This is a genomic window from Streptomyces sp. NBC_01622 (genome assembly GCF_045209635.1).
Taxonomy (GTDB): domain Bacteria; phylum Actinomycetota; class Actinomycetes; order Streptomycetales; family Streptomycetaceae; genus Streptomyces.
The window spans coordinates 9,495,785-9,522,156 of sequence record NZ_CP109293.1 but is presented as its reverse complement, the minus strand read 5'-3'; the positions used below and the strand labels follow the sequence as shown (position 1 = coordinate 9,522,156).

20 protein-coding genes and 1 pseudogene are annotated in these 26,372 nt (G+C 72.6%); 13 read left to right on the top strand and 8 right to left on the bottom strand.

Annotated features, from left to right (window positions below; translation table 11 throughout):
* The first annotated feature begins 80 nt into the window (after nucleotides 1–80).
* From OH768_RS44100 to OH768_RS44090, 3 genes are all read left to right on the top strand, one after another.
* Entirely contained in the window at nucleotides 81–1,235 is a 1,155-nt protein-coding gene (locus tag OH768_RS44100) for a sensor histidine kinase (protein ID WP_406462277.1), read from the top strand.
* Between the two features lie 14 nt (nucleotides 1,236–1,249).
* Nucleotides 1,250–1,912 carry a response regulator gene (locus OH768_RS44095; protein WP_406462275.1) on the top strand — a complete coding sequence of 221 codons (663 nt, stop codon included), beginning with the start codon at nucleotides 1,250–1,252 and terminating at the stop codon, nucleotides 1,910–1,912.
* A gap of 99 nt (nucleotides 1,913–2,011) precedes the next feature.
* Complete coding sequence (locus OH768_RS44090; protein ID WP_406462274.1) at nucleotides 2,012–3,166, top strand: ROK family transcriptional regulator; 1,155 nt, start codon at nucleotides 2,012–2,014, stop codon at nucleotides 3,164–3,166.
* A 195-nt stretch (nucleotides 3,167–3,361) separates the two neighbouring features.
* Here OH768_RS44090 and OH768_RS44085 read toward each other — a convergent pair whose 3' ends face one another.
* Nucleotides 3,362–4,123 (bottom strand): GntR family transcriptional regulator, encoded by a 762-nt coding sequence (locus OH768_RS44085; protein WP_406462272.1) that lies wholly within the window; start codon nucleotides 4,121–4,123, stop codon nucleotides 3,362–3,364.
* Nucleotides 4,124–4,362: 239 nt separating this feature from the next.
* On the bottom strand, nucleotides 4,363–5,247 hold the full coding sequence (locus OH768_RS44080) for an RNA polymerase sigma-70 factor (protein WP_406462271.1): 885 nt from the start codon (nucleotides 5,245–5,247) through the stop codon (nucleotides 4,363–4,365).
* A 109-nt stretch (nucleotides 5,248–5,356) separates the two neighbouring features.
* On the opposite strand from OH768_RS44080, the gene OH768_RS44075 reads away from it, so the two are divergent.
* Entirely contained in the window at nucleotides 5,357–6,010 is a 654-nt protein-coding gene (locus OH768_RS44075; protein ID WP_406462269.1) for an NADPH-dependent F420 reductase, read from the top strand.
* Between the two features lie 110 nt (nucleotides 6,011–6,120).
* A complete protein-coding gene (locus OH768_RS44070; RefSeq protein WP_406462267.1) occupies nucleotides 6,121–6,951 on the top strand; it encodes an alpha/beta fold hydrolase in 831 nt (276 codons plus the stop codon).
* 45 nt (nucleotides 6,952–6,996) lie between these two features.
* Here OH768_RS44070 and OH768_RS44065 read toward each other — a convergent pair.
* Nucleotides 6,997–7,833, bottom strand: a pseudogene (locus OH768_RS44065) (DMT family transporter); the annotation flags it as partial.
* A 47-nt stretch (nucleotides 7,834–7,880) separates the two neighbouring features.
* On the opposite strand from OH768_RS44065, the gene OH768_RS44060 reads away from it, so the two are divergent.
* The 5 genes from OH768_RS44060 (at nucleotide 7,881) to OH768_RS44040 (ending at nucleotide 16,832) form a co-directional block, all read left to right on the top strand.
* Nucleotides 7,881–9,344, top strand: a complete 1,464-nt coding sequence (locus OH768_RS44060; RefSeq protein WP_406462265.1) for a PLP-dependent aminotransferase family protein — start codon at nucleotides 7,881–7,883, stop codon at nucleotides 9,342–9,344.
* A 104-nt stretch (nucleotides 9,345–9,448) separates the two neighbouring features.
* A complete protein-coding gene (locus OH768_RS44055; protein WP_406462264.1) occupies nucleotides 9,449–11,032 on the top strand; it encodes an alkaline phosphatase D family protein in 1,584 nt (527 codons plus the stop codon).
* Between the two features lie 140 nt (nucleotides 11,033–11,172).
* Nucleotides 11,173–12,576, top strand: a complete 1,404-nt coding sequence (locus OH768_RS44050) for an SWIM zinc finger family protein (RefSeq protein WP_406462262.1) — start codon at nucleotides 11,173–11,175, stop codon at nucleotides 12,574–12,576.
* Nucleotides 12,573–15,236, top strand: coding sequence for a DUF6493 family protein (locus tag OH768_RS44045; protein ID WP_406462260.1), 2,664 nt, complete (start codon nucleotides 12,573–12,575; stop codon nucleotides 15,234–15,236). The genes OH768_RS44050 and OH768_RS44045 overlap by 4 nt, the downstream gene beginning before the upstream one ends.
* 144 nt (nucleotides 15,237–15,380) lie before the next feature.
* Nucleotides 15,381–16,832 (top strand): GNAT family N-acetyltransferase, encoded by a 1,452-nt coding sequence (locus tag OH768_RS44040; protein ID WP_406462258.1) that lies wholly within the window; start codon nucleotides 15,381–15,383, stop codon nucleotides 16,830–16,832.
* Here OH768_RS44040 and OH768_RS44035 read toward each other — a convergent pair.
* Nucleotides 16,801–18,087 carry a trans-sulfuration enzyme family protein gene (locus OH768_RS44035; protein ID WP_406462257.1) on the bottom strand — a complete coding sequence of 429 codons (1,287 nt, stop codon included), beginning with the start codon at nucleotides 18,085–18,087 and terminating at the stop codon, nucleotides 16,801–16,803. The genes OH768_RS44040 and OH768_RS44035 overlap by 32 nt on opposite strands.
* Before the next feature lie 42 nt (nucleotides 18,088–18,129).
* Here OH768_RS44035 and OH768_RS44030 point away from each other — a divergent pair, with 42 nt between their 5' ends.
* On the top strand, nucleotides 18,130–18,624 hold the full coding sequence (locus OH768_RS44030; protein WP_359610470.1) for an Lrp/AsnC family transcriptional regulator: 495 nt from the start codon (nucleotides 18,130–18,132) through the stop codon (nucleotides 18,622–18,624).
* 33 nt (nucleotides 18,625–18,657) lie between these two features.
* On the top strand, nucleotides 18,658–20,349 hold the full coding sequence (locus tag OH768_RS44025; protein WP_406462256.1) for a DUF885 domain-containing protein: 1,692 nt from the start codon (nucleotides 18,658–18,660) through the stop codon (nucleotides 20,347–20,349).
* Between the two features lie 111 nt (nucleotides 20,350–20,460).
* On the opposite strand, the gene OH768_RS44020 is transcribed toward OH768_RS44025, so the two are convergent.
* A complete protein-coding gene (locus OH768_RS44020) occupies nucleotides 20,461–20,979 on the bottom strand; it encodes an immunity 21 family protein (RefSeq protein ID WP_406462254.1) in 519 nt (172 codons plus the stop codon).
* A gap of 104 nt (nucleotides 20,980–21,083) precedes the next feature.
* Nucleotides 21,084–21,524, bottom strand: a complete 441-nt coding sequence (locus OH768_RS44015; protein WP_406462252.1) for a rhodanese-like domain-containing protein — start codon at nucleotides 21,522–21,524, stop codon at nucleotides 21,084–21,086.
* A 126-nt stretch (nucleotides 21,525–21,650) separates the two neighbouring features.
* Between OH768_RS44015 and OH768_RS44010 the strand changes: the two genes are divergently transcribed.
* Entirely contained in the window at nucleotides 21,651–22,097 is a 447-nt protein-coding gene (locus OH768_RS44010) for an Lrp/AsnC family transcriptional regulator (protein WP_406462251.1), read from the top strand.
* Nucleotides 22,098–22,099: 2 nt separating this feature from the next.
* On the opposite strand, the gene OH768_RS44005 is transcribed toward OH768_RS44010, so the two are convergent.
* The gene (locus OH768_RS44005) at nucleotides 22,100–25,090 is read right to left on the bottom strand and encodes an AAA family ATPase (RefSeq protein ID WP_406462249.1); all 2,991 of its coding nucleotides are present in this window, start codon (nucleotides 25,088–25,090) and stop codon (nucleotides 22,100–22,102) included.
* A 31-nt stretch (nucleotides 25,091–25,121) separates the two neighbouring features.
* Nucleotides 25,122–26,285 (bottom strand): exonuclease SbcCD subunit D, encoded by a 1,164-nt coding sequence (locus OH768_RS44000; protein ID WP_406462247.1) that lies wholly within the window; start codon nucleotides 26,283–26,285, stop codon nucleotides 25,122–25,124.
* Nucleotides 26,286–26,372 lie beyond the last annotated feature (87 nt).

The window sequence follows — 26,372 nt, the reverse complement described above, 5'->3', positions numbered from 1 at the left end:
TGGGGCCTCCCCCGCCGGTGGTGATCGTCTCCCCCGTCCGGGGGAGGCCGATTGTCAGTACCGGCTGTCACGATGTCGGAATGGCCCGCTTCCTGCGCCCGCTGCTCCGGGGGACCACGTACACACGTCTGCTGCACCTCTGGGTGCCGATGCTGATCACCAGCGTGTGGATCTTCATCAGCCCGGAGACTCCGTACGCACCCGCGCTCATGCTGATCCCTGTCGGCCTGATCCCGGCCGTGCGGATCGGCGAGGGGGTTCAGGCGCAGCTGCTGCTGACGCCGGGGCAGCAGGACCCGGGGATCTCCGTGGCGCCGTCGGGGAGCTGGCGGGACCGGGGCCGGACCGTGCTGTGGCTGGAGGCCCGGATGGCGCTGGGCTGGGTGACCACGTTCGCCTGCGTCTGGCTGCCGGTCATCACCTTCCAGCTGATCGAGATCGCACGCGGGCGCGTGCCCGACGACGTATGGGTCCTCAAGGAGGCGTCACCGAGCGGGTGGTACGCCTGGCTCGCGCCTTTCCCCCTGATCGCGTTGTACGGCGCCATCGTGGGCCTCGGCAAGGTGGCCACGTCGACGGCCCGCGTGCTGCTCGGCCCCTCGCGCGCGGAGCGGCTCGCCGCCCTGGAGGAGCGCACCGAGCAGCTGTTGGAACGCAACCGGATCGCGCGGGAGTTGCACGACTCCATCGGGCACGCGCTGACAGTGGCGGTGGTGCAGGCGGGTGCCGCCAGGGCGGCGGGCGACCCGGAGTTCACCGAGCGCGCGCTGGGTGCCATCGAGGAGACCGGCCGGGCCGCGCTCGAGGACCTGGAGCGCGTGTTGGGTGTACTGCGTGAGGCGGAGCGGCCGGTGAGCAGTCGGCCGACGCTGGTGGACGCCGACCGGCTGTGGGAGTCCGCGAGGGCGTCCGGGGCGAAGGTCGACGCGGAAGTGACCGGGCCGTTGGAGACGGTGTCGGGGCCGGTCTCCAGGGAGGGGTACCGGATTCTTCAGGAGGCGCTGACGAATGTGCTACGGCACGCCGGATCGGTACCCGTCCGGGTCCGTATCCGGGTCGCGGACGGAACGCTCGATCTGGAGGTCCGCAATCCGCTGACGGCGGCGATATCCGGACCGGGCAGGGGCAGTGGGCTGCGGGGCATACGCGAGCGGGCCGCGCTGCTCGGGGGCCGGGCGCAGACGGGGCCCGACGAGGGTGACTGGCAGGTGCACGCGGAGCTTCCGCTGGGCTGATCTAGGGTGGCCGGATGCCGGTCACCGTTCTCCTGGTCGATGACGAACCTCTCGTACGCGCGGGTCTGCGGGCCGTGCTGGAGGCGCAGCCGGACATCGAGGTGGTCGGGGAGGCTGCCGACGGGGCTGCGGTGATCCCGCTGGTGCGGCAGCTGCGGCCCGACGTGGTCGCCATGGACGTACGGATGCCGCTCCTGGACGGCATCGAGGCCACGCGCGCGGTGCTGCGTACGGTCGAGGACCCGCCGAAGATCCTGGTCATCACGACCTTCGAGAACGACGAGTACGTGTACGAGGCGCTGCGGGCCGGCGCCGACGGGTTCCTGCTGAAGCGGGCCCGGCCGGCCGAGATCGTGCACGCGGTGCGGCTGGTGGCCGAGGGCGAGTCGCTGCTGTTCCCGGCCTCCGTAAGGCAGTTGGCGGCGGAGTACGGCGACGGCGGCGGGAACCGGGCGGCGCGCGCGGTGCTGGAGCGGGCCCGGCTGACCGAGCGCGAGGCGGAGGTGCTGCGGCTGATGGCCAGAGGTTTGTCGAACGCGGAGATCGCCGCCCGGCTGGTCGTCGGCACCGAGACGGTGAAGTCGCATGTGAGCGCCGTACTGGCGAAGTTGGGGGCCCGGGACCGTACGCAGGCGGTGATCGCGGCGTACGAGTCGGGGTTTGTGGCGCCCGGGTGATCCGGTGGGGCTCGTGAGTCCGTGGCGCCCGGCACTCGCCGGGGTCCGCCGCGCCGAGTACGATCCGCCCAACACGCGCACGAGCTGGGAGGACAGACCTTGGCGGGGCTGACCGGCGGGGACCCCTCGCTGCTGCGGAGGATCAACTCCGCGGTGGTGCTGCACGCGTTGCGTGCCACGGACTGCGCCACGCTGACGGAGATCACCCGGGTGACCGGTCTGTCCCGGCCGACCGTCGAGGGCGTCGTCGAGGGACTGATCGAGGCCGGGCTCGTCGTCGAGAAGGCGGCCGACGAGAGCGTTGTACGGCGCCAGGGGCGGCCCGCGCGGCGGTTCAGGTTCCGGGCCGAGGCCGGGCATCTGCTGGGCCTGGAGATCGGCGCACATCGCGTCGCCGTGCTCCTCGCCGACCTGGACGGCCGGGTGCTCGGCGCGACCGCCAAGGACGTCGACGAGACGGCGTCGGCGGACGAGCGCCTGGAGCGGCTGCGCACGGCGGTCGCCGAGCTGCTGCGCCGGGCCGGAGTGGCACGCGGCTCACTGCGGGCGGTCGGGGTCGCCACACCGGGCATCGTCGAGGCGGACGGCACGGTACGGCTGGGCACCGCGCTGCCCCAGTGGACGGGACTGCACCTGGGCGAGCGGCTGAGCCGCTCCTTCAAGTGCCCGGTGCTGGTCGAGAACGACGCGAACGCGGCGGCGGTCGCCGAGCACTGGAAGGGCGCGGCGACCGAGTCCGACGACATGGTGATGGTGCTGGCCGGGCTGAGCCCGGGCGCCGGTTCACTGATCGGGGGGCGGCTGCACCGGGGGTATCGCGGGGCGGCCGGTGAGATCGGCGCGCTGCATCTGCTGGGCCGGGACGTGACTCCGGAGACGCTGCTGTCCACGACGGACGAGCCGTTGCATCCCCTGGACGAACAGGCGGTCGCGCAGGTCTTCGCGCTGGCCCGCGACGGCGACCAGCGGGCCCGCGCGGCCGTCGACCGCTTCATACAGCGCCTGGTGCACGACGTGGCGGCACTGGTCCTGGCCCTCGACCCCGAACTCGTCGTCGTGGGTGGCTGGGCGGCCGGTCTGGACGGCGTACTGGAGCCGCTGCGGCGGGAGTTGGCGCGGTATTGTCTCCGGCCGCCGAAGGTGGCCCTGTCGTTGCTCGGCGAGGCGGCTGCGGCCACGGGGGCGCTGCGGCTGGCTCTCGATCATGTCGAGGAGCAACTGTTCGCGGTCGAGGGCACGGTGACGCGGCGCTAGCTTGGCCGTGGGGTTGTTTGTCGGCTGCGGCGCCATTGTGGCCGGCGCTCGGGTCGTGTTTCGACTGCCGCACCGTCGTGGCTGGTCGCGCAGTTCCCCGCGCCCCTGAAGGGGCGCTGCCGTCCCCGGCGTTGAGAGAAAACGCCTAGCGCCCCGGTGGAGTTCCGGGGCGCGACGGGTGAGCTGTGACTGTCGTCAGGAGGCCTGGCGTTCCGGGCCGTGGTGGATTTCCACGCCGCCGGAGTCGGCGAAGGTCAGGCGGCAGGTGTCCGCGCGGTAGGTCGCGACGGAGACCGCGGCGGTGCGGCCCTCGGCGAAGAAGCGGGTCGTGACGACGAGCACCGGTGCCCCGGGGAGGCGGTCCAGCTCCTTGGCGTCGTCCGCGCGGGCCGAGCCCAGCTCGACGGCGCGGTCCTGGCCCTCCAGTTCGAGGCGCTGCAGCTCGCGCAGCACCGCACGCGCGCGTGCCGTCGCGGACGGAGTGTCTATCGCCGAGAGGTCGGGCACCGACGACTCCGGGATGTAGAGCAGCTCGGCGGCGACGGGCTGGCCGTGGCTCACCCGGGAGCGCCGTACGGTGTGCACCGGTTCCTCGGAACCGGTCTCCAGGACGTCGGCCACGGCCGCCGGCGGTGCCGCCAGGACGCAGCCGACGGACTGCCAGGCGTCCTCCGCGGCGCCCGGCCAGGCGTGCTGTTCGGTGCCGACGGCGACACCCACGCGCGGCGGCGCGACGGTCGTACCGACACCGCGCCGGCGCTGGAGCCGGCCTTCCAGTTCGAGTTGTTCCAGAGCCTGCCGGAGTGTGGCCCGGGCGACGCCGAAGCGGGCGGCCAGGTCTCGCTCGTTGGGCAGGATCTCGCCCACGGAGAACTCGGAGTCCAGTGCCTCACTCAGCACTGTCTTGAGATGCCAGTACTTCGGCTCCGGCACCGATTCCAACTGCGTGGTCCCCACCCTGTCCTCCGCAATCGCCGTGGTCCGGCCGCGTTTTAGCGCCCTTGTTTATTAAAGGTTGTTTCACTTATCAGTGACCATAGGACGGCCCACACCCTTGGTCAAGACCAATCCTCGATCCCGCAGGCAACACAGAGAGCGGTTGCCATAGAGCGTTCACGGGGCGTTCGTAAAGGGCACGTTTCGTGACACGACGGCAAAGCCCCCGTCGCGAAACGGGGGCCCTGTCGGTGGCTCGACTAAGCGGAAGCCAGCGACCGGAGCTTGTCGGGGTTGCGGACGATATACACGGATCGGATTCGTCCGGCGGATACGTCCACCTGGAAGACGCTGTCGGGCTTGTCGCCCGAAAGAACCAGCACCGCGGGTCCGCCGTTCAGCTCAAGGAAGCGGAACGAGATCTCCGGGATGCCCTTGCCCGCGACGGCGATCAGGAAGCGGCCCACATTGTCCGCAGTCTCCAGGATGCGCAGCGGCGCCTTCGCCTTGCCGCCGCTGTCGCCCACGAGTCGGACGTCCGGCGCGAGCAGCTCCATCAGGCCCTCCAGGTCGCCCTCCGCCGCCGCGGCGAGGAACCGCTCGGTCAGATCGCGGCGTTGGGCCGGGTCGACCTCGTAGCGCGGGCGCCCTTCGTCGACGTGTTTGCGGGCCCGTCCGGCGAGTTGGCGCACCGCGGGCTCACCGCGGTCCAGCATGGCCGCGATGTCGGCGTACGGGTAGCCGAACGCCTCCCTGAGGACGAACACGGCGCGCTCCAGCGGCGACAGCGACTCCAGGACGACGAGTACGGCGAGGGACACGGAGTCGGCGAGGACCGCCCGTTCCGCGGCGTCCGGGACGGTGTCCCCGAAGTCGGTGACGTACGGCTCGGGCAGCCAGGGGCCGACGTAGGTCTCGCCGCGCGCCTTGATCTGGCGCAGTCGGTCGATCGCGAGGCGGGTAGTGACGCGCACCAGGTAGGCGCGCGGTTCGCGGACCGCGCGGTGGTCGGCTCCGGACCAGCGCAGCCAGGCTTCCTGGACCACGTCCTCGGCGTCGGCCACACGCCCGAGCATGCGGTAGGCGACCCCCATGAGGACGGGGCGGTGGTCTTCGAAGACGTCGGTCGGCGTGTCGGTGGTCACCCTCCCATCCCATGCGACGCGCGCGGCCCTGTCCAGGAGAAAACCGTGTGTCCTGGAGCAGAATTGGCCATGGGCCGACGGCGTCCGGCGGCCCCTTCCGGAGGTGGCGATGCGGTACGCAGTATTGGGTACGGGCGAGGTCGGCCGGGCCCTGGGCGGCAAGCTGGTCGAGCTGGGGCACCAGGTGACCCTGGGCTCGCGCACGAAGGACAATCCGGCCGCTCTGAAGTGGGCCGAGAGCGCCGGTGCCGGAGCGGCTGCCGGTACGTTCGCGGAGGCCGCCGCGACGGGCGAGGTGATCGTGAACGCGGTGGGCGGCCGGGTGGCGCTCGCGGCGCTGGAGGCGGCCGGGGCGGAGCATCTCGACGGCAAGGTCGTCCTCGATGTCTCCAATCCCCTGGCGTTCGAGGACGGCCGGCTCAGGCTGTCGCCGGTGGAGTCGGACAGTGTGGGTGAGCAGATCCAGCGCGCCTTCCCGCACGCGCGCGTGGTGAAGTCCCTCAACACCGTGAACTGCCAGGTGATGGTGGACCCTTCACTCGTGCCGGGCGAGCACCAGGTGTTCGTGTGCGGCCAGGACACGGAGGCGAAGGCGCGGGTGACGGCCCTGCTCGGGGAGTTCGGCTGGCCCGCGCACCGGGTGCTGGACCTGGGCGGCATCGAGTCGGCGCGCGCCGTGGAGATGGTGCTGCCCCTGTGGGTGAGCCTGTTCCGGAGCCTCGGGCACGCCGAGTTCAACCTTGAGGTGCGCAGCGCGCGTTGAGGTCGGCGAGGTCTTCCACCATGGGGGCTACCAGTCGGTAGCTTTTGCTGACAAGCTGTCTACACGGCCTGTACGGCGTCTGTCAGCGAGTCCAGACGAGGAGCATCCCCATGTCCGCCACCGTCTCCTTCCCGGTCCCCTCTCCGCACGGCCCGCGGACCGTGACGCTGTCCTACGCGCGCGTGGGCAGCGGCGAACCCCTGCTCCTGTTGCACGGCATCGGTCATCACCGGCAGGCCTGGGACCCGGTGGTGGACATCCTGGCGACCGAGCGGGACGTGATCGCCGTGGACCTCCCCGGGTTCGGCGCCTCCCCCGCGCTGCCGGAGGGGCTGGCGTACGACCTGTCCACGACGGCCGCCGTCTTCAGCGCGTTCTGCGAGGCGCTGGGACTCGACCGTCCGCACATCGCGGGCAACTCCCTCGGTGGTCTGCTGGCCCTGGAGCTGGGCCGCGAGAAGGTCGTACGGTCCGTCACCGCGCTCTCCCCGGCCGGGTTCTGGTCCCAGGCCGAACGCCGCTACGCCTTCGGGGTGCTGCTCACCATGCGGCAGATCGCCCGCCGGATGCCGCTCCCGATGGTCGAGCGCCTGTCGCGCACGGCGGCCGGCCGCACCGCCCTGACGAGCACCATCTACGCCCGCCCCGGCCGCCGCTCACCCGAGGCCGTGGTCGCCGAGACGCTCGCGCTGGTCAACGCCCCCGGGTTCGACGACACGCTCCGGGCCGGCACTGACGTCCAGTTCACCGACGACCTCCCCGGCCTGCCGGTCACCGTGGCCTGGGGCACCCAGGACCGGCTGCTGCTGCGCCGCCAGGGCGTCCGGGCCAAGCACTTGATCCCGCGTGCGCGGCTCGTGCGGCTGCCCGGCTGCGGGCACTGCCCGATGAGCGACGACCCGGCGCTGGTCGCGCGCGTCATCCTCGACGGCAGCCGCTGACAGGCGTGGGAACCGCGTCGACGCACCTGCTCCCAGGGCCACTCCGGCGCCGACGAGGGCGCTGCCGACGGCCTGGGCGACCCCGTAGGAGCCCGTTCCGACGAGCGGCGCGGTTCCGGCCGCCGCGACCGGGATGAGGCCGGAGAAGAGCGTGGCGCGCTCCGCGCCGATCCGCTGCAGGCCCATGTACCAGCACACGAAGCCGACGACCGTGACGACCGCCGCCTGCCACAGCAGCGCGGCGGCCTCGGTGGCATCGGGGCGCCGCAGCCAACCGGTCCCGTCGAGGAGCAGCCCGGCCGTCGCCGCCTCGATCGCGGCCACACCGCACACGGTGGCCGACAACAACCGCGGCCCCAGGGGTCGCAGCACGGGCACCGCGAGCACCGCGAAGCCCACCTCTCCCGCAAGTGCGCACCCGGAGAAGGCGATTCCGGCGGCGTCCGTACGGCCCCACCCCTGGACGGTGAACGCGCCGACGGCGACGAGCGACGCCCCGTAGAGCACGATCCTGCGGGGACGACGTCCCTCCAGAAGCGGGACGAGGGTCGCGACGACCACGGGGGCGCAGCCCACGAAGACGCCCGGGACGGCCGGTTCGGCGCCGTGTTCGGCGGCGATGACGGCCAGGTTGAAGCCGACCATGCCGATGGCCGCGAGCAGTGCGAGTCGGACCCATTGGCGTGGCGTGAGTGCGCGCAGCCGGTATGTCGCGTCCTTGCCGGTGAATGGAAGCAGCAGCAGACAGGCGAGGCCGTAGCGCAGGAACTGGCCGCCCGCGTACGGGTAGTGGCCGAGAACGCTGTTGGCGGTGAAGGACGCGCCGACGAGGACGCAGGCGAAGGCGGCGAGTGGGGCGCCGCGGGCGGCGGTTGAGGTCATGGCCGCGACGCTAGGGAGCGTGGCGGTCCGGTTTAAGGTCCACTTCCATGACGTCATCGCGGACCAATCCGGAGGGGCCGACCGATCCGGAGGGTCTGACGGGTTCCGCCGCGTGGGAGCTGCTGCTGCCCGCCGTCTCGGCACCGGCACGCACGCGTGGCCGTTCGCTTCAGGCCGCGTTGCGCGAGGCGGTGCGCTCGGGGCGGCTGGCGCCGGGCACGCGGCTGCCGTCGAGCCGGGACCTGGCGGCCGACCTCGGGGTGTCGCGGGGGCTGGTCACGGAGGCGTACGAGCAGTTGACGGCGGAGGGGTATCTGCGCAGCGGCCGGGGTGCGGGTACCTGGGTGGGCGGTGCCGTGCGGGCGGCGCGGCCACGCGCGCGTGATCTCGCACCGCGCTCCCCCGGCGCCCGGGTCGACTTCGTGCCCGGGACGCCCGACCTGTCGCTGTTCCCGCGCGCAGCCTGGGCCGCCGCGCAGCGCGGTGTGCTGGCGGAATCGCCGCACGACCTGCTCGGCTATCCCGATCCACGCGGGCTGCCCCGGTTGCGTACGGCTCTCGCGGAACTGCTGGCGCGCCGCCGGGGTGCGGTCGCCGATCCGGAGCGGTTGATCGTGGTCTCCGGAGTGGCGCAGGCTACGGCGCTGCTCGGATTCGTGCTCCACGCGCGCGGGATGCGCACCGTCGGCGTCGAGGATCCGGGCAGCCCGCAGCACGACGCCCTGTACGCCTCGGCGGGCGTCGGCACCGTACCGCTGCCCCTGGACGGCGAAGGCCTGGCCATCGGGCCACTACGGACGTCCGGCGTGCGGGCGGTGGTGGCGACGCCCGCCCATCAGTTCCCGACCGGCATCGCCTACTCCGCGCGACGGCGGACCCAACTCCTCGACTGGGCGCGGTCGGTGGACGGCCTGGTCTTCGAGGACGACTACGACGGCGACTTCCGCTACGACCGGGCCCCCGTGGGCGCACTCCAGGGCCTCGACCCGGAGCATGTCGCCTACGCGGGCTCGGTCAGCAAATCGCTCGCCCCGGGGCTGCGGCTCGGCTGGCTGCTGGTGCCCGAGTCGCTGGCCGTCGAGGTCGTAGAGCGCAAGCGGACCATGGATCTCGGCCACCCGACCCTCGACCAGGCGCTGTTCGCACGCTTCCTGGAGCGCGGCGACTACGACCGCCAGTTGCGCCGCTGCCAGCGCGCCTACCGGCAGCGGCGTGACACCCTGGTCGCCGCCCTGGAGGAACACTTTCCCGGAGCGGAGGTCACCGGGATCGCCGCGGGACTGCACGTCATCGCCGAACTCCCGGAGAAGTACGGCCCCCAGGACGACTTCCTGCAACGGGCGGCCTCCGCCGGTGTCGCGGTGCGCCCGCTCACCGCCTACGCACACGCACACCCGCGTGCGGACGACGCCGTCGTACGGCTCGTCCTGGGGTACGCGCATCTGTCTCCCGGTCGGATCCGCGCGGGTGTACGTCTGATGGCCGGCGCCCTGCACCCGGACGGCCTCTGATGTCACGCGTTCCGTTGTTCACCCGTGGTTTCCGTACGCGCTGCGGCGCACCAGTAGTTGTGGCGGTGCACCCTGACCGCATCCCGTCCGTGGAGGCGCAACCCATGTCGCAACGTCCGTTCCCCGCTCGCCGCAGCGTCCTGCGCGGCACCCTGGCCGCGTCGGCGGCCCTGACCGTGCCCGCCGCCCTCGGCGCCGCGCCGGCCTTCGCCCTGTCCGGACGTCCGAAGGCGGGCTGGGGTGTGCAGGCGGGGGACGTGACCTCCGACTCCGGTCTGGTGTGGGTGCGTTCGGACCGCCCGGCCCGGATGATCGTTGAGACTTCGGCCACCGAGTCGTTCCGCAATCCGCACCGGTGGCACGGTCCGCTGCTCGGCCCGGACACCGACTTCACCGGCACCACCCGGCTGCGCGGGCTGCCCTCGGGGCAGCAGATCCACTACCGGGTCCTGCTCGCCGACCCCGACGACCCGCGCCGCACCGGCGAACCGGTCGCCGGCACATTCCGTACGGTGCCGACCGGGCGGCGCGGTGTGCGCTTCCTCTGGTCCGGAGACCTGGCGGGCCAGGGCTGGGGCATCAACCCGGACCTGGGCGGCTACCGCATCTACGACGCCATGGCCAAGCTGGATCCGGACTTCTTCGTGTGCAGCGGCGACAACATCTACGCCGACGGTCCGATCACGGCGACGCAGGCCCTGCCCGACGGCAGCCTGTACCGGAACGTCACCACGGAGGAGAAGTCCAAGGTCGCCGAGACCCTGGCCGAGTTCCGCGGCAACTTCCGCTACAACCTGCTGGACGAGAACCTCAAACGGTTCAACGCCCAGGTGCCGTCGATCATCCAGTGGGACGACCACGAGGTCCGCAACAACTGGTACCCGGGCGAGGTGATCGCCGCCACCGACACCCGCTACACGGAGAAGAGCGTCGACGCCCTGGCGGTACGTGCCCGGCGGGCGTTCAGCGAGTACTTCCCGATCTCGACGCTGCGGCCGGGCGCGAAGGAGGGCCGGGTCCAGCGCGTGATGCGGCACGGTCCGCTGCTCGACGTGTTCGTCCTGGACATGCGGACCTACCGCAACGCCAACTCGCCCGACAAGCAGACCGTGGACCCGCAGGGCATCCTGGGCCGTGAGCAACTGGAGTGGCTCAAGCGGGAGTTGTCGCGGTCGCGCGCGGTGTGGAAGGTGATCGCCGCCGACATGCCGCTCGGCCTGGTCGTGCCCGACGCCACCGAGGGCAAGGCGAACATCGAGGCGGTCGCGCAGGGCGACCCGGGCGCGCCGCTGGGGCGTGAGCTGCAGATCGCCGAACTGCTGCGGTACGTCAAGCACAGGCGGATCACCGGCACCGTGTGGCTGACGGCCGACGTGCACCACACCTCCGCCCAGCACTACCAGCCCTCGCGGGCCGCGTTCACCGACTTCGAGCCGTTCTGGGAGTTCGTCTCCGGTCCGCTGAACGCGGGCGCCTTCCCGGCCAACGACCTCGACAACACCTTCGGTCCGGAGCGGGTGTTCGTGAAGGCGCCGACCGTGGCGAACGTGTCGCCGGCCGAGGGCTACCAGTTCTTCGGCGAGGTCGACATCGACGGCCACAGCGGGGAACTGACGGTGCGTCTGCGGGAGTCGGACGGCACCGTGCTGTTCACGCAGACCCTTCAGCCGGGACGGGTCGGTCAGTAACTCCACTACCCTCGAACCTGTGCCGCGCACCGGCGTCATCCCCCGGTGCGCGGTGCGCTTCGCGGCGCGCCAACATCCGCGCACGGACCGCGTTTTCGCAGGTCAGGCCGATTGTCAGTGGTGGCCTTTACGGTTTTTCCATGACGCGATCTTTGCAGGCCGTGACCTATCGCCGACCCTCCGCGCTGGAGTCGTCGGAGAGTGGACGACGCCTCGGGCTGGAGACCTCACAGGGGGCGACTCCTTCGGGTGTCACCGACCATCCTCGCTTCTTCGCGGGCTTCCTGACCTCGCCTCAGGTCGCCTCGGCGGCGCTGCTGGCGGTGGCCGACGTGGCGGGTGCGCGGTACTACCAGCGCCAACTGGCCGCCTCCCTGGACCCGGTGGTGACGGCGGGCGGTGACCGGCTGCGCTTCGAGTCCTTCTCCGGCTGCGGCGGGGTGTACGCGCGACTGGACGTCCTCGGCCCCGGTCTCGACGGCGGCGAGGTGGGACACGGCACGACGAACGTCGACGTCAACAACCCCCTGCGCGAGGCCCTGTCACGGATCGGCTCGGACGATCCGCTCCATCTCCGGGTCGGCCCCGAGGAGTTGGCCGTGACGACACTGGACGGCCCGGTGCTGGAGAAGAAGGTGCCGCTGCCGGACCGCTGGCTGCGTGGCTTCGCGGAGGCGCAGGTCATAGCGGCCGGCTTCGACCTGCGGGCCGAGCTGCCCGCGGCGGAGGCGGTCCGCTTCCTGCGCTCGCTCCCGAAGGCCGGCGCGCGCGGCACCACGAGCGGCCCCCGCTGGGTCGTACCGGCGGGCCGCGGCCTGCGCCCCACCACCCGCCCCGTCCCGGGCGCGGTGTGCCTGCCCGGCCCGGAGCGGCTGATCGCCCTCCAGCGGGTCCTGCGCCACGCGACGGCCCTGCGGATCTACGGCCCCTCGGTCGTCGGCGCCGACGCCACGGCCGGTGCGTGGGAGGCCGTCCTGCCGGGGATGCGGCTGACCCTCACGCTGTCGCCGGACGCGTCGCGCGGCTTCTCCGGCGAGGGAGGCGTCCTGGACGCGCTCGCGACCGACGAGGCCGGTGCGGACGCCGAGTTGATCGCCGTGCTGCTGGCCTGGGAGCCCCGCATCGACGTCGCCGACCTGGCCGCCGCCTCGGGGCTCACCCCCCTGCGGGTCCGCGCCGCGCTAATCCGGCTGGGCACTTCCGGGCGCGTCGGATACGACACGGCGGAGGCGGCCTACTTCCACCGTGAACTGCCGTACGACGCCCAGCGGGTGGAGCGTCACAATCCGCGGCTGCGCTCGGCCCGCGCGCTGGTGGCCGCGGGCGCGGTGCGTCTGGAGGGCGCGATCGGCACGGTGACGGCCGAGGACGGTCATGTGCACCGGGTGCGGGACGAGGCGGGGGTGCTGAGTTGCAGCTGTGTGTGGTGGGCGAAGTACCGGGGCGGGCGCGGGCCGTGCAAGCACGCGCTGGCGGTGCGGATGGTGCGGCGGGGTGCCCCGGTGGAGCGGAACATGGTTCGGGTCGACGGGGGTGTGCGATGAGTGCGCTGATGGAAGCGGTGCGGGCGGGGCGGACCGCCGAGGTGGTGGGGTTGCTCGACGGGCTGACGGATCCCGAACGCCGGGCGTTCCTGCCGGAGTTGAAGGACCTCCGCAAGGAGCTGCGCACGGCGCCGTGGGGTCATCCGTCCCGCCATGCCTATCCCACGCTGCACGCGGCCGGTGCCGCCTGTGAGACGGGGGCAGCTGCCGCGGTGAGCTGGATCGCCGGCAGCGACATGCGCTGGTCGCAGTCGTCGGCGGCGCTGCTGATCCACATCCTGGGCGACCGCGATGCCTCCTGGCTGGCCGATGTGACGCACCGCCTTGCCGGGCGTCCGGCCTCCGCCGGTGTGTCGTACGAGCTGATGGCGGGTCTGGTCCGGCTCTCCGGTTGTCCGGTGCCGACGACGGAGACCTATGTACAGGCCTGGGTGTCGCACACCGGTCAGCTGTGGCAGCTCGGGGACACCCTGTTCGAGCGGCTGCGCAGGGATCCTCACCTGGCGGAGCTGACGGCCGCGCTCTTCGAGACGAACGAGGTCGCCGGCCCCATGGAGTGGTCCTCGAGGGAGAACGTGGACGGCTGGGTCGACGCGATCGCCCGGCTCACCGTCGAGGGCGCCCTGGACCGGAAGCGGACGGCGGACGCCTGTGTGACCCGGCTGCTGCGGGGCGGTTCGACTCTCGATCAGCGGGCGTTCCTTCGCGTGTTGAAGGGGCTCGCCCTCACCCGCGAGGAGGAGCGGGCGCACATCGCCGACTGGCTGGCCCTGGCCTCGGACGCGGTGCCCACCGTGGCCTCGCACGCCCAGGGGGTGCTCGGCTCCCTCGCTCTGGACGGGGAGTTGACGCCGCGCCGACTGGCGGAGATGTCCGACGCGGTGCTGTTCAGGTCCGAGAAGAAGCTCGTCCGGGCACAGCTCGTGCTGCTGGGAAAGGTGCTGGCTCGGGACGCGTCTGCCGCCGCCGAGGTGCTGCCCGCCCTCGCGTTCGCCTTCGGGCACGCGGACACCGAGGTGCAGGAGCGGGCGCTGAAACTGGTCGAGCGGCACCTCAAGAAGGTCGACTCCCCCGAGGTACGGGCCGAACTCGCCGCGGCGGCCGACCAGTTGATCCCCGCCCTGCGCGCCCGCGCGGTGGAGACGCTGGGAGCGGCACCAGCGACAGCGGCGGCGGTAGTCCACGAGGAGGTGCTTCCGCCGCCCCCGGTGCCGACCCGCCTCGCGCCGGTACCCGTGTCGGCGGTCGAACTCGCCGAGGAAGTGGGGGCGTTGCTGGCGTCCGACGGCGATGTGACGGCGTTCGAGCGCGCGTTGGACGGACTCGTCCGTCACACCTACCAGGACCGGGACGCCCTGGTGGAGGCATTGGGCCCGGTGTTCGCGCGCCGCTGGTGGGACAGCCCCGATCCAGTGAGCGTCCGTGCGGACAACCACTTCAGCAGGAAACACAACGGACTCAACAGCGCGGCAGAGAGTCTCGACCTCCTGCTGGCCACCCTCCGGGACAGCGTGCACACCGCCACACTCCACGACGCCGTCCAGCACGGCGGCTCCCGGTCCCCGGTGTGCGGACACAGCCCGCTGTCCGGAGCCTTCGACGCGCGCATCTGGGAGGTGGCGTACCGCATCCGCGCGGAGCCGCTGCCGTTCCTGCTGTCGACCCCCAGCTGGAGCACCGGCCTGCTGGAGCCGGACGAGCTGGTGGCCAGACTCGACACCTATCGGCGCCTGGGCGCGCGGGTCTCGACGGCGGACTTCGCGCAGGCGCTGCTGCGGGTGCGCCGCGGGGACCGGGCGGCGGCAGCGGCGGCAGCCGAGCGCGCGGCGGCGCTCGGTACGGCGGAGGGAGGCCGGCTCGCCCGATGGCTGTCGTCCGGGGAACCCGTGCTGCCCACGAGCCGACGACGGTCCGCCGGGGCCCGCGTCCAGCTCGAATTCGGTGAACTCGTGTCGCTGCAGGCCGACTTCCCGGCGGGGTTCCGGGAGCTGGGGCAGCCAACGACGGTCTACGGCGAGCGCTGGTACTGCTACCACTGGAACCGGGACATGCAGCAGCACTGGCTCGCGATACTTCCCGAGCTGCGCGAGCTGGTGGCGGTGCGGCTGGTGCGGGAGGTGTCCGCCGCGGCCGTGGACGACACCCGGGGCGCGGCCACCGTCCTCCCGTCGCTCGCCGAGTCCGACGGCGCGGCCGGTGAGGCGACGCACCTGTGTCTGGCGTACGGGCTCGGCGCCCGGCACCCCGGGGACCGGCTCGCCGCGGTGGACGCGTTGCTGGTGCTCGCGGCACGGGGACAGCTGGACGGGGACCGGCTGGGCACGGATCTCGGGCAGTTGGTGCGGAGCGGTGCGGTGAAGCCCTCGCGGCTCGCCGAGTCGATGCGGACGGGGGCCGCCACCGGGGCGAACACGAGCATATGGGGGATCCTCCGGCACACCCTGACCGCGCTGCTCGCCGATCTCGACGGGGACATCAAGCCCGCGCCGGCGCGGGGTCTCGGGGATCTGCTCGCCGTGGCCGCCGAGTGCGCGGAGCGGTCCGGGGCGCGGGGCGAGCTGCCGCATCTGGCGCAGACGGCGGACCGGACCGGCTCGTCCCGACTGGTCACGCAGGCACGTCGGCTGCGCAGCGCGCTGGTGACCGGGGTGGCCGCATGACGTAGGACGCCGGGGCTGACCTTCAGGGCAGCACACTCGTAAAAAGAACTGCAAAAGGTACAGAACCACGCTTTTACCGGTCGGTCACAGAGCGTTCGTGATCACGCAACACCCTTCCTTCACAGTGGTTGCATGAGTCGAGACATGTCTGATGTGACGCGTGCCAGGCACGGGCGTCCGGTGCACCACTGGCGGCGCGACCTGGTGGAGCTGGCGGCGCTGTTCACGGCGGTCGCGGTGGCGGACGTCGTGGCGAATCTGGTGGGGCACGGGCCCGGGGGCCCGGCGCTGCTGGCGATCTCCGCGCTGGCGCTGATCGCCACGGCGGGGTTCCACACATGGTGGTCACGCCGCCACGGTCATGCGCCTCCTGCGGGCGATACCGGTGCCCGGTCGGCCGCGCTGGTGCGGCAGGCCGGGCCCTCCGAATCGGAGTCCCCGCACGAGTCCGAGTCGGAGTCCCAGAAGTCGTCCGTGGCGCCCGACGGCGTCGCCGAGCCGGCCACGCTGTGGCGCATGCGGACCACGGTGCGGGACGCGCCCGGATCGCTGGCCGCGCTGTGCACGGCGCTGGCCGGACGGCAGGTCGACATCCTGAGCCTGCAGACGCATCCGCTGGCCGAGGGCACGGTGGACGAGTTCCTGCTGCGGGCGCCGGGCGAGATCGCGGCGTCCGAGATCACCCGGGTGGTGGCGGCGGCCGGCGGTTCGAGCACCTGGATCGAGCGGGCCGACGCCCACGATCTGGTGGACGCGCCGACCCGGGTCCTGGGCCTGGCCACCCGCACGGCCCTGGACGCGGCGGAACTGCCGCTGGCGCTGCGGCAGTTGCTGGGCCGCTGCACCATTCGTTCGCTGCCCGCGGCCACTTCGGGCAAGGGACGCGAGCCGGAGTCGGTGCCGACGGACGGGGCGTTGGAGGACACGGTGATGCGGCTGCGGGCGCCGGAAGGCGGAGTGATCACCGTGGAGCGGCCGTATCTGCCGTTCACTCCCACCGAGTTCGCCCGGGCGCGGGCGCTGGTGGAGTTGGACGCCCGGCTCGGTCCGCGCATCCCGCGCAGCCAGGACGTGCTGACGCTGCCCGAGGGCAACGCGATCACCGTGCGGCGCGCGGACACCGGCGACCTGGACGCGGCGCGGGAGATGCACGAGCGCTGCTCCGCGCGCACGCTCGGCATGCGGTATCACGGGCCGATCGGTGACGCCGACCGCTATCTCAACCACCTGCTCTCCCCGCGCTTCGGCCGGACACTCGCCGTGCAGACAGCGTCGGGACGGATCGTCGGACTCGGGCACCTGCTGTGGGACGGGGACGAGACGGAGGTCGCGCTGCTTGTCGAGGACGACTGGCAACGGCGGGGGATCGGGAGCGAGTTGCTGGGGCGGCTGGTCGGGATGGCCGTCGAGGCCGGGTGCGAGAGCGTGTATGCCGTGACGCAGGCGTCCAACACGGGGATGGTGGCGGCGATGCGGGGGCTTGAGCTGCCGCTCGACTATCAGATCGAGGAGGGGACGTTGGTGGTCACGGCTCGGTTGGGTACGGCGGTGGGAGCTGCCGAGGTCACGGAGTTCGGAAGGGCCGAAGCGCCGTAGGGGTTGCGGTTTCGTTGGCGGGTGCGGGTGCGTTGTGGCTGGTCGCACCCCTCGGCGGAGCCGCATATGAATACAGCCCCGCGCCCCTGGATGGCGCCAGCGCGCCGTCCAGGTCCGCCCACAGGTCCTCGACGTCCTCCAGGCCCACCGACAACCGAAGCAGACGGTCGCTCACCCCGGCGCCCCGCCGGTCCGCCTCCTCCACCACCCGATGGCTGATCGACGCCGGATGTTGGATCAGGCTGTCCACGCTGCCGAGGCTCACCGCCGGGGTGACAAGGCGGACGCGGCCAATGACCTCGTGGGGGTCGCCGTAGGTCTCGAAGGCGATCATCGCGCCGCCGATACGCGGGTAGTGGACGTGGGCCACGCGCGGGTCGGCGGAGAGGCGGCGGGCGAGTTCGGCGGCGGTGGCGGAAGCGGCCCGTACCCGGATCGGCAGGGTCGCGAGGCCGCGCAGCAGCAGATAGCCGGCCAGCGGATGAAGTACGCCGCCGGTCGCGAAGCGGATCTGGCGCAGTCGCCCGGCGAACTCCTCGTCGCAGGCCACCACGCCCGCCATCACATCGCCGTGCCCGCCGAGGTACTTGGTGGCACTGTGCAGGACGAGGCGTGCGCCGTGTTCGGCGGGGCGTTGCAGGACGGGGGTGGCGAAGGTGTTGTCCGCGAGGAGGGGCACCGAGCCGCAGGAGTGGGCGACGGCGCGCAGGTCGAGTTCGGCGAGGGTCGGGTTGGCCGGTGACTCGACGACTACCAGCCCGGTGTCGGGGCGCAGCGCGTCGGCGATGCCGGCCGGGTCGGTCCAGGTCACCTCGGAGCCGAGCAGCCCGGCGGTGAGCAGGTGGTCGCTGCAGCCGTAGAGGGGTCGTACCGCCACGACATGGCGCAGCCCCGTCGAGGCGCGCGCCAGCAGGACCGCGGTCAGGGCCGCCATGCCGCTGGCGAAGGCGACCGCGCTGTCGGTGCCTTCGAGGCGGGCGAGGGCGGTTTCGAAGCGGGCGACGGTCGGGTTGCCGAGGCGGCCGTAGACGGGCGGGCCGTCGGGTTCGGCGCCGGTGGTGGCGAAGGCGTCGATGCGGGCGGCCTCGCCACGGCTGTCGTACGACGGGTAGGTGGTCGACAGGTCGATGGGCGGGGCGTGCAGGCCCTGCCGGGCGAGGTCGTCGCGGCCGGCGTGCACGGCTTCGGTGTCCAGTGCGCGCCGGGCCGGAGAGGGGTACAGGCTCGTTGGGTCCATGGGGAGAAGAGTGAACATCCACCGGGTTTGCGTGCCGAACCTCCGTGTTACGTTCGACCGATGAGCGAAAGTGTCGTACTCGATCCGGTGGATCTTCATCTGCTGCGGTTGTTGCAGAACGACGCCCGGGCGACGTATCGCGAGCTCGCGGCGCAGGTCGGGGTCGCGCCGTCGACGTGTCTGGACCGGGTGGCGCGGTTGCGCCGGGCCGGTGTGATCCTCGGGCATCAACTGCGGCTCGATCCGGCGAAGTTGGGGCGCGGTCTGGAGGCGCTGCTGTCGGTGCAGGTCAGGCCGCACCGGCGGGAGCTGGTGGGGCCGTTCGTGGAGCGGGTGCGGGCGTTGCCGGAGTCGCGGAGCGTGTTCCATCTGACCGGGCCCGACGACTATCTCGTCCATGTGGCCGTCGCGGACATGGCGGACCTGCAGCGGCTGGTCCTGGACGAGTTCACGTCACAGCGGGAAGTGGCGCGCGTGGAGACCCGGTTGATCTTCCAGCAGTGGGACTGCGGGCCCTTGCTGCCCCTTGCCACGCCCGTAGCTGAATCGGGGTGACGGGGAGAAGTCCCAGGTATGAGGATGGTCCCCATGTCGCAGACCAATACTCCGCTGCCCCGGCAGGTCGCCGACGCCTACGTCGACGATCTCATCGCCCTCAACCCGGTCATCGGTACGTATCTCGGCGTGAAGGAGAGTTCGAGCAGGCTGCCCGATCTCTCCCCCGCAGGTCAGGAACGACTCGCGGAGCTTCAGCGGGCGACCCTCGCGAAGCTCGACGAGGCAGAGCGCCGACCCGGGGCGGACAGTGGTGTCGAGCGCCGGTGCGCGCGCCTGCTGCGCGAGCGGCTGACCGCCGCACTCGGCGTGCACGACACCGGCGAAGGTCTGCGCGAGGTGGGCAACCTGCACACCCCCGCGCACTCGGTGCGTGATGTGTTCACGGTGACTCCGGCGCAGACCGAAGAGGACTGGGCGGCGATCGCCGAGCGGCTGCGCGCGGTGCCCAGCGCGCTGGCCGGCTACCGCGAGTCCCTCCAACTGGGCCTGGACCGCAAGCTGTTCGCGGGCCCGCGCCCGACAGCCACGTTCATCGGCCAGCTCACCGAGTGGTCGGACCCGGATGGGGAAGGGCGCGGCTGGTACGAGGACTTCGCCTCGGCGGGACCCGAGTCCCTGCGCGCCGAGCTGGACGAGGCCGCCCGCGGGGCGACCGCGGCCCTGGTGGAGCTGCGGGACTGGCTGCGGGACGTGTACGCGCCGACGATCGACGGCGCGCCGAACACGGTGGGCCGTGAGCGGTACGCGCGCTGGGCGCGCTACTACAACGGTACGGAGCTGAACCTCGACGAGGCCTACGCGTACGGCTGGTCCGAGTACCACCGGCTGCTCGCGGAGATGAAGCGGGAGGCCGAGAAGATCCTGCCCGGCGCCGAGACCCCTTGGGTGGCGCTCGCCCACCTCGACGAGCACGGGCGGCACATCGAGGGTGTCGACGAGGTCCGTGACTGGCTCCAGGGCGTGATGGACCGGGCGATCGAGGAACTGGACGGCACCCACTTCGAACTCGCCGAGCGGGTACGGCGGGTGGAGTCGCGGATCGCGCCCGCGGGCAGTGCGGCGGCGCCGTACTACACGTCCCCTTCGCAGGACTTCTCGCGGCCGGGCCGCACCTGGCTGCCGACCATGGGACAGACCCGGTTCCCGGTCTACGACCTCGTCTCGACCTGGTACCACGAGGGGGTGCCCGGCCATCACCTCCAGCTCGCCCAGTGGGCGCATGTCGCCGAGGACCTGTCCCGCTACCAGGCGTCCGTCGGCATGGTCAGCGCCAACGCCGAGGGCTGGGCGTTGTACGCGGAGCAACTGATGGACGAGCTGGGTTACTTGACCGACGCGGAGGAGCGACTCGGCTTTCTGGACGGGCAGATGATGCGGGCCACCCGGATCATCGTCGACATCGGCATGCATCTGGAGCTGGAGATCCCGGCGGACTCGCCGTTCCACCCCGGTGAACGGTGGACGCCCGAGCTGGCGCAGGAGTTCTTCGGGGCGCACAGCAGCCGTCCCGCCGACTTCGTGGAGAGCGAGCTGACCCGCTATCTCACGATCCCGGGTCAGGCCATCGGCTACAAACTCGGCCAGCGGGCCTGGCTGTTGGGCCGGGAGAACGCGCGGCAGCGGCACGGCGAGGACTTCGACCTGAAGGCCTGGCACATGGCCGCGCTGTCGCAGGGTTCGCTGGGTCTGGACGACCTGGTGGACGAGTTGTCGCAGCTCTGACGCCGGGTGCGGTATCGGCGGCCGGGTCCGGGAGTTCGGGATCCGGCCCGCCCTCCGCATTCGGCACCGGAGGCATCCGGCACCAGGGGCCGAAGTCCCTTCAGCCCCCGGTCAGTTGGGAAGTCGTCGCAGTTGGACGAGGCCGAGCCAGGTCTCCGGGCCCGGCTGGGCGCGGCCCGCGCGGACGGCGTAGCGTCCCGGTTCCAGGTCGACCTTCAGATGCTCGGTGCCCTCGGAGTCCCGCCCGGGCCACGCCGAGTCGAACAGCACCAGCGGTCCGGGTACGTCCCACCGCACCTCGTTCTCCCAGGTCGCGCCGGCGAGCGCGGCGGGTACGCCGGCCAGCACCTCGTCCTCGGAGTCCGCGGCACACCACCGTACGAACGTGCCGTGCTCCGGCAGGAAGGACGTCGAGGCGGGTTCGTCCCCCAGGACCAGGGCCGCGCTGTCCCCCACCGGCAGCAGGCCGACACACCCGCCGACCTCGCACGCCCGGTCGTAGTCCGAGGCCAGTTCGTCGCCGTCGGCTCCCGTCCAGAACGGCAGCACCGTCTCCGGTACCGCTATGAGCGGGCCGCCGCCCGATTCCACCCACTGCACCGCCGTGTCCGGCTCCGCATATCGCGCCATGGGCAGAACCTAACGCACAGCGAGCCCACATGTTCGTGGTTCGAGCTGCCGCGCGCGCCGCCAACTCGCCTGCGGGTACGGCTCGTTCGCGGTCGGCGCCGGCTTCAGCAGCCGCAGTCGTCCGCGCCGACCGGCGCCGTCAGCGGGTCGGCCGGGCGCCGTTCCCGCCCCTCCCAGGTCTCGAACTCGAAGCCCTCGCGCACCCAGTACTCGAAGCCGCCGAGCATCTCCCGTACCTGGTGACCGAGTTCGGCGAGGGCGAGGGCCGCTCGGGTGGCGCCGTTGCAGCCGGGGCCCCAGCAGTACGTCACCACCGGCACGGACCTGTCGAGGAGTCGCCCGGCCTGTTCGGGGATGAGCGCGGTGGGGAGGTGGACCGCTCCGGGGATGTGCCCCTGGTCCCAGGACTCGGTGGAGCGTGAGTCCACGAGGACGAAAGCAGGGTCGCGGGAGGCCAGCGCGGCGGCCACGTCGGAGACGTCGGTGTGGAAGGCGAGGCTCGCGTGGAAGTGGGCGGCGGCTGCCGCGGGGGTGGTGCTGCTCATGGATGACCGGCCTTTCACCGAGGTGTCCTGACACCCGGAAATCTACGGTCGGCGGCCTGCCCCCTGAAGTGACGATTCCCGGCGTCCCCCTTGATCTGCCGGGGATTCCCCTGCTATTTCTCAGGAATGACCGCGTATTCCCCGGACGCCACCGACTGGCGCATCCTCGACGTCCTCCAGCGGGAGGGCCGGGCCGGTTTCGCCGAGCTGGCCCGTGCCGTGTCCATGTCCGCGAGCGCGGTCACCGAGCGGGTGCGGCGGCTGGAGGAGGCGGGGGTGATCCAGGGGTACACGGCGGTCGTGGACCCGGAGCGGCTCGGCCTGCCGATCCTGGCGTTCGTGCGGCTGCGCTATCCGAACGGCAACTACAAGCCGTTCCACGATCTGGTCGCGGTGACGCCGGAGATCCTGGAGGCGCATCACATCACAGGCGACGACTGCTTCATGATCAAGGTCGCGGCCCGCTCGATGCGCCACCTGGAGGAGGTCTCGGGACGGATCGGCGCGCTGGGCTCGGTGACCACCAGCGTCGTCTACTCCTCACCGCTCCCCCGCCGCCCGCTGGGTCACTGATCTCACTGACCCCGCTGGCGTACGGCCGACCCCGCCCGCCCCTTCACGACCTCCAGCTGCGTGTGGATGCGCCGCCGCAGGTCGGCGACATGGCTGACGATGCCCACGCTGCGGTCCCGTTCGCGCAGTGAGTCGAGGACGTCGAGGACCTCGTCGAGGGTCTGCTCGTCGAGGCTGCCGAAGCCCTCGTCGATGAAGAGGGTGTCGAGCCGGACCCCGCCGGCCTCGTCGGTGACCACGTCCGCGAGGCCGAGCGCGAGGGCGAGCGAGGCGAAGAACGTCTCGCCGCCGGACAGCGTCGCCGTGTCCCGCTCCCGCCCGGTCCACGCGTCGACGACATGCAGTCCGAGTCCGCTGCGGCCGCGCCCGGCCCGGTCGTCGGAGTGGACGAGGGTGTAGCGGCCGGACGACATGCGCTGCAGCCGTACGGTCGCGGCGGCGGCGACCTGTTCCAGGCGGGCGGCGAGGACGTACGACTCCAGCCGCATCCGGCGTTCGTTGTCCGCCGAGGTGCCCGCGGCGAGGGCGGCGAGGCGGGCCACCCGGTCGTACTCCTCGCGCAGCGGCGCCAGTTGACGTGCTCCGGCCGCCGACCGGGCGGAGAGCCGGTCGAGTTCGGTGCAGCGCCGGGCCGCCGCGTCGCGCGCGGAGGCCGCGTCCCGGGTCCGCCGCTCGGCCGCGCTCGCGGCGAGCTCCGCCGCGTCCGGGTCGGCGGGCGGCTGCTGGGCGGCTGCGGCCGTGTCGGTCTCCGCCAGCACCGACCGTACGGCGGCCTCCTCCGACTGCCAGGCGTCCAGGCGCCGTTGGAGTTCGCGATGGGCACTGTCGTCGAGGAGGGCGTCGGCAGCCGCCTGCGGGGTCTCGAACCCGGCGCGGAAGGCGGCATCGGCGAGCCGTGCGTCGGCGTCCTTCAGCCTCTGCGCGGTGTCCTCGGCGACCCGTGCGGTGTCGGCGGCGTCGGTGAGCAGCGCGGCCCGCCGCTCCAGCTGGGCGGCGCGCACTGCCACGCTGTCGGCGGTGCCCCGCGTCTGCGCCAACTCCTCCTCCAACAAGGCGCGTTCGCGGTCCAGGGTGTCGCGGAGGGCCGTACGGGAGGCGGCTCTGAGGGCGGCCTGCTGCTGGATGCCGGTCCGCCGGTCGTGCTCCTGCTCGGCCCGCCGCAGCTCCTCGGTCGCGGGGTGCAGCCAGGACGCGTCCCGGCGCGCCTGCTCGTACAGCCGCTCCAACTCCGCCACTTCGCCGGCCAGTTGATCGGTCGGCGCGTCCCCCGCCTCCGCCGTGGCTGCGGCGAGCGCTTCCCGTACGACGCCGAGGCGGCGCTCGGCCTCGGTGCGCTGTTCCTCGGCGCGCTGGTGGGCGGTGAGGGCCTGCTCCTCGGCCGCGCGGTCGACGTGTTCCGCGGACTTGCGTGCGGGGGCGGGGTGTTCGGAGGCGCCGCAGACCGCGCAGGGTTCGCCGTCGGTGAGGTGGGCGGCGAGTTCGGCGGCGATGCCGTTCAGCCGCTGCTCCTTGAGGTCGAGCCAGTGGGCGCGGGCCTCCACGGCGCGTTCGGCGCGGGCGAGCACCTGCCGCTGGGCGTCCTCCGTGTCACTGGCGAACTGGTCCCGCTGCCGGGCCGCCCGGAGCCGCCGCTCGGCGGGCTCGCGGCGGACGGCGAGCTGTTCGGCCCGGTTGGCGGCCTCCTGGGCCGACTCGATCCGGGTCCGCAGCTCCGCGCGGTTCGTGTCCCACCCGGCGAGCCAGGCCTCGGCCTCCTGCCGTACGTCCTCGTCGGCGCGCTCCTGCCGGTCCAACTCGGCGCGCTCCACGCCGAGTTCGGTCAGGCGCTGTTCGGCGCGGCGGGCCGACTCCAGGCCGCCGAGCTCCTCGGCGGCCCGGCGGGCGGCGGCGGCGAGCCCGGCCGCTCCGGCACCCGCGAAGGTCTCCGGCAGCAGGTCACGCGCGCGTGCCTCGGCCCGGGCGGCGTCCCGGTGCTCGCCCTCGGCGGCCTCCCGCAGCTCCAGCGCCGGCGCCACCGCCTCCGCCTTGCGCGCCCGCTCCATCCGCGCCTGCGCCTGCCGATAGCCGTCGGCGCGTTCCTCCAGGAGCGCGGCCCGCTCCCGCGCCTGCGCGAACCGCTGCTGCAGGCGCGCCAGTTCGCGTACGTCGGCCAGGTTCCGGTCGGCGGCGGCCCGGGCGGACTCGGCGGCGGTGAGGCGGCTGTGCGCGATGGTCAGCTGTTCGCGCGCGGTGCTGCGGGCGACGGCCGCCGCGCCCAACACCTCGGCGGCGAGGCCGGGTTCGCCCGGTGCGAGGTCCGGCAGCTCCATTGCGTTTCCGGCGGCCTGCTGCATGCGGTGCGCGTCGGCCAGCAACTCGGCGTCGCCCTGGCGGACTTGGGCCTCGGTGGCGCGCCGGCGCTCGGCGAGCCGCTTCTCGACCTCGGCGAAGCGGTGGGTGTCGAAGAGCCGGCCGAGCAGCTTGCCGCGCGCCTCGGCATCGGAGCGCAGGAACCGCGCGAACTCCCCCTGGGGCAGCAGCACGACCTGGCAGAACTGCTCCCGGCTCATCCCGAGCAGCTGGGTGATCTCCTCGCCGATCTCCTGGTGCGAGCGGCTGAGGTCCTTCCAGTCGCCGGCCGTCGCGTCGTACTCGCGCAGCCAGCTCTGTGCTTTGTCCAGTGTGCTGCCGGTGCCGCGCTTCTTGGGGCGCTCCCAGGGCGGCTGCCGGGTGAGTTCCAACCGCCGTCCGGCGACGGTCAGTTCGAGCCGGACCTCGGTGCGGGTGGCGGGCGCCGCGTGGTCGCTGCGCAGGGTGAGCCCCTGGCCGCTCTGGCGGACGCCGGGCACCGAGCCGTAGAGCGCGTAGCACACGGCGTCCAGGACGGAGGTCTTGCCTGCGCCGGTCGGTCCGTGCAGGAGGAAGAGGCCCGCGGAGGACAGTTCGTCGAAGTCGACGGTCTGGGACCCGCCGAAGGGCCCGAAGGCGGTGATGTCGAGCCGGTGCAGCCTCATCGCACACCCTCTCCGACCGAGAGCCGCGCGCTCACGGCGACACCTCCCGCACCACCGCGTCCGCGCGCACCGCGTCGAACGCCTCCTGGAGCACGGTCTGTTCGTCGTCGTCGGGTCCGGCGCCGCGCACATGGGCCACGAAGTCGTCGGCGATCTCCTGGTCGGTGCGGCCCGCGAGGCGCCTCGCGTACGACACGTCGGGGTCGTCCGGGGACCGCTCGGGGTCGAAGACCAGGCTGAGGGTGTGCGGGAAGCGCTCGGTGAGCCGGGCCATGGGGTCGGCCGGGCGCACCGGGTCGGTGAGCGTCGCCTCGACCCACGCCTCCTCGTGCCGCGCGAGCTCCGGATCGTCGAGCAGGTCCTCCAACGCGCCCCGGATCCGGGCCAGTTCGCGCGGAACCGGGCAGTCGACGCGCTCGGCGCCGACGGTCCCGTCGGCGTCCAGGTCGACGAGCCACATGCTCTTGCGGTGGTCGGCCTCGGAGAAGGAGTACGGCAGCGGTGAGCCCGAGTAGCGCACGCGTCCGGTGATGGTCTGGGAGCCGTGCAGATGCCCGAGCGCCACGTAGTCGACGCCGTCGAAGACACCGGCCGGTACGGCGGCGACCCCGCCGACGGTGATGTCCCGCTCGCTGTCGCTGGCCTCGCCGCCGGTGACGAAGGCATGGGCGAGGACCACGGAACGGGTGCCGGGCGGGCGGCCGGCGAGGTCGGCGCGGACGCGCTCCATGGCGGCGGCCAGCACCGCCTCGTGCCCGGCCTTCTCCACCCCGAACTCGGCCTTCACCAGGGCGGGTTCGAGATACGGCAGCCCGTAGAAGGCCACGTCGCCGAACGCGTCCGGAATCACCACAGGCGTCCCGCAGGCCGACGGCTCGGTGCGCAGATGGATGCCCGCGCGGTCGATCAGTCCCGCGCCGACGCCGAGGCGGCGGGCCGAGTCGTGGTTCCCGGAGATCATCACCGTGGGCACGCCCAGGTCGGCGAGCCGGTGCAGGGTGTCGTCGAAGAGCTCGACGGCGGCCAGCGGCGGTACGGCGCGGTCGTACACGTCTCCCGACACGACCACGGCGTCCACCGCGCGCTCGCGGACGGTGGCGACGAGGTGGCTCACGAAGTCGGCCTGGGCCCCGAGCATGTTCACTCGGTGGAACGCCCGGCCCAGGTGCCAGTCGGAGGTGTGCAGCAGTTTCATGGAGCCACCACGCTAGCGCCTGTGGCCCCCCTGCTTCACCACGGCCACACTCTTGCGCCTGCCACCTCGAACGAGAAGCCGCGAATA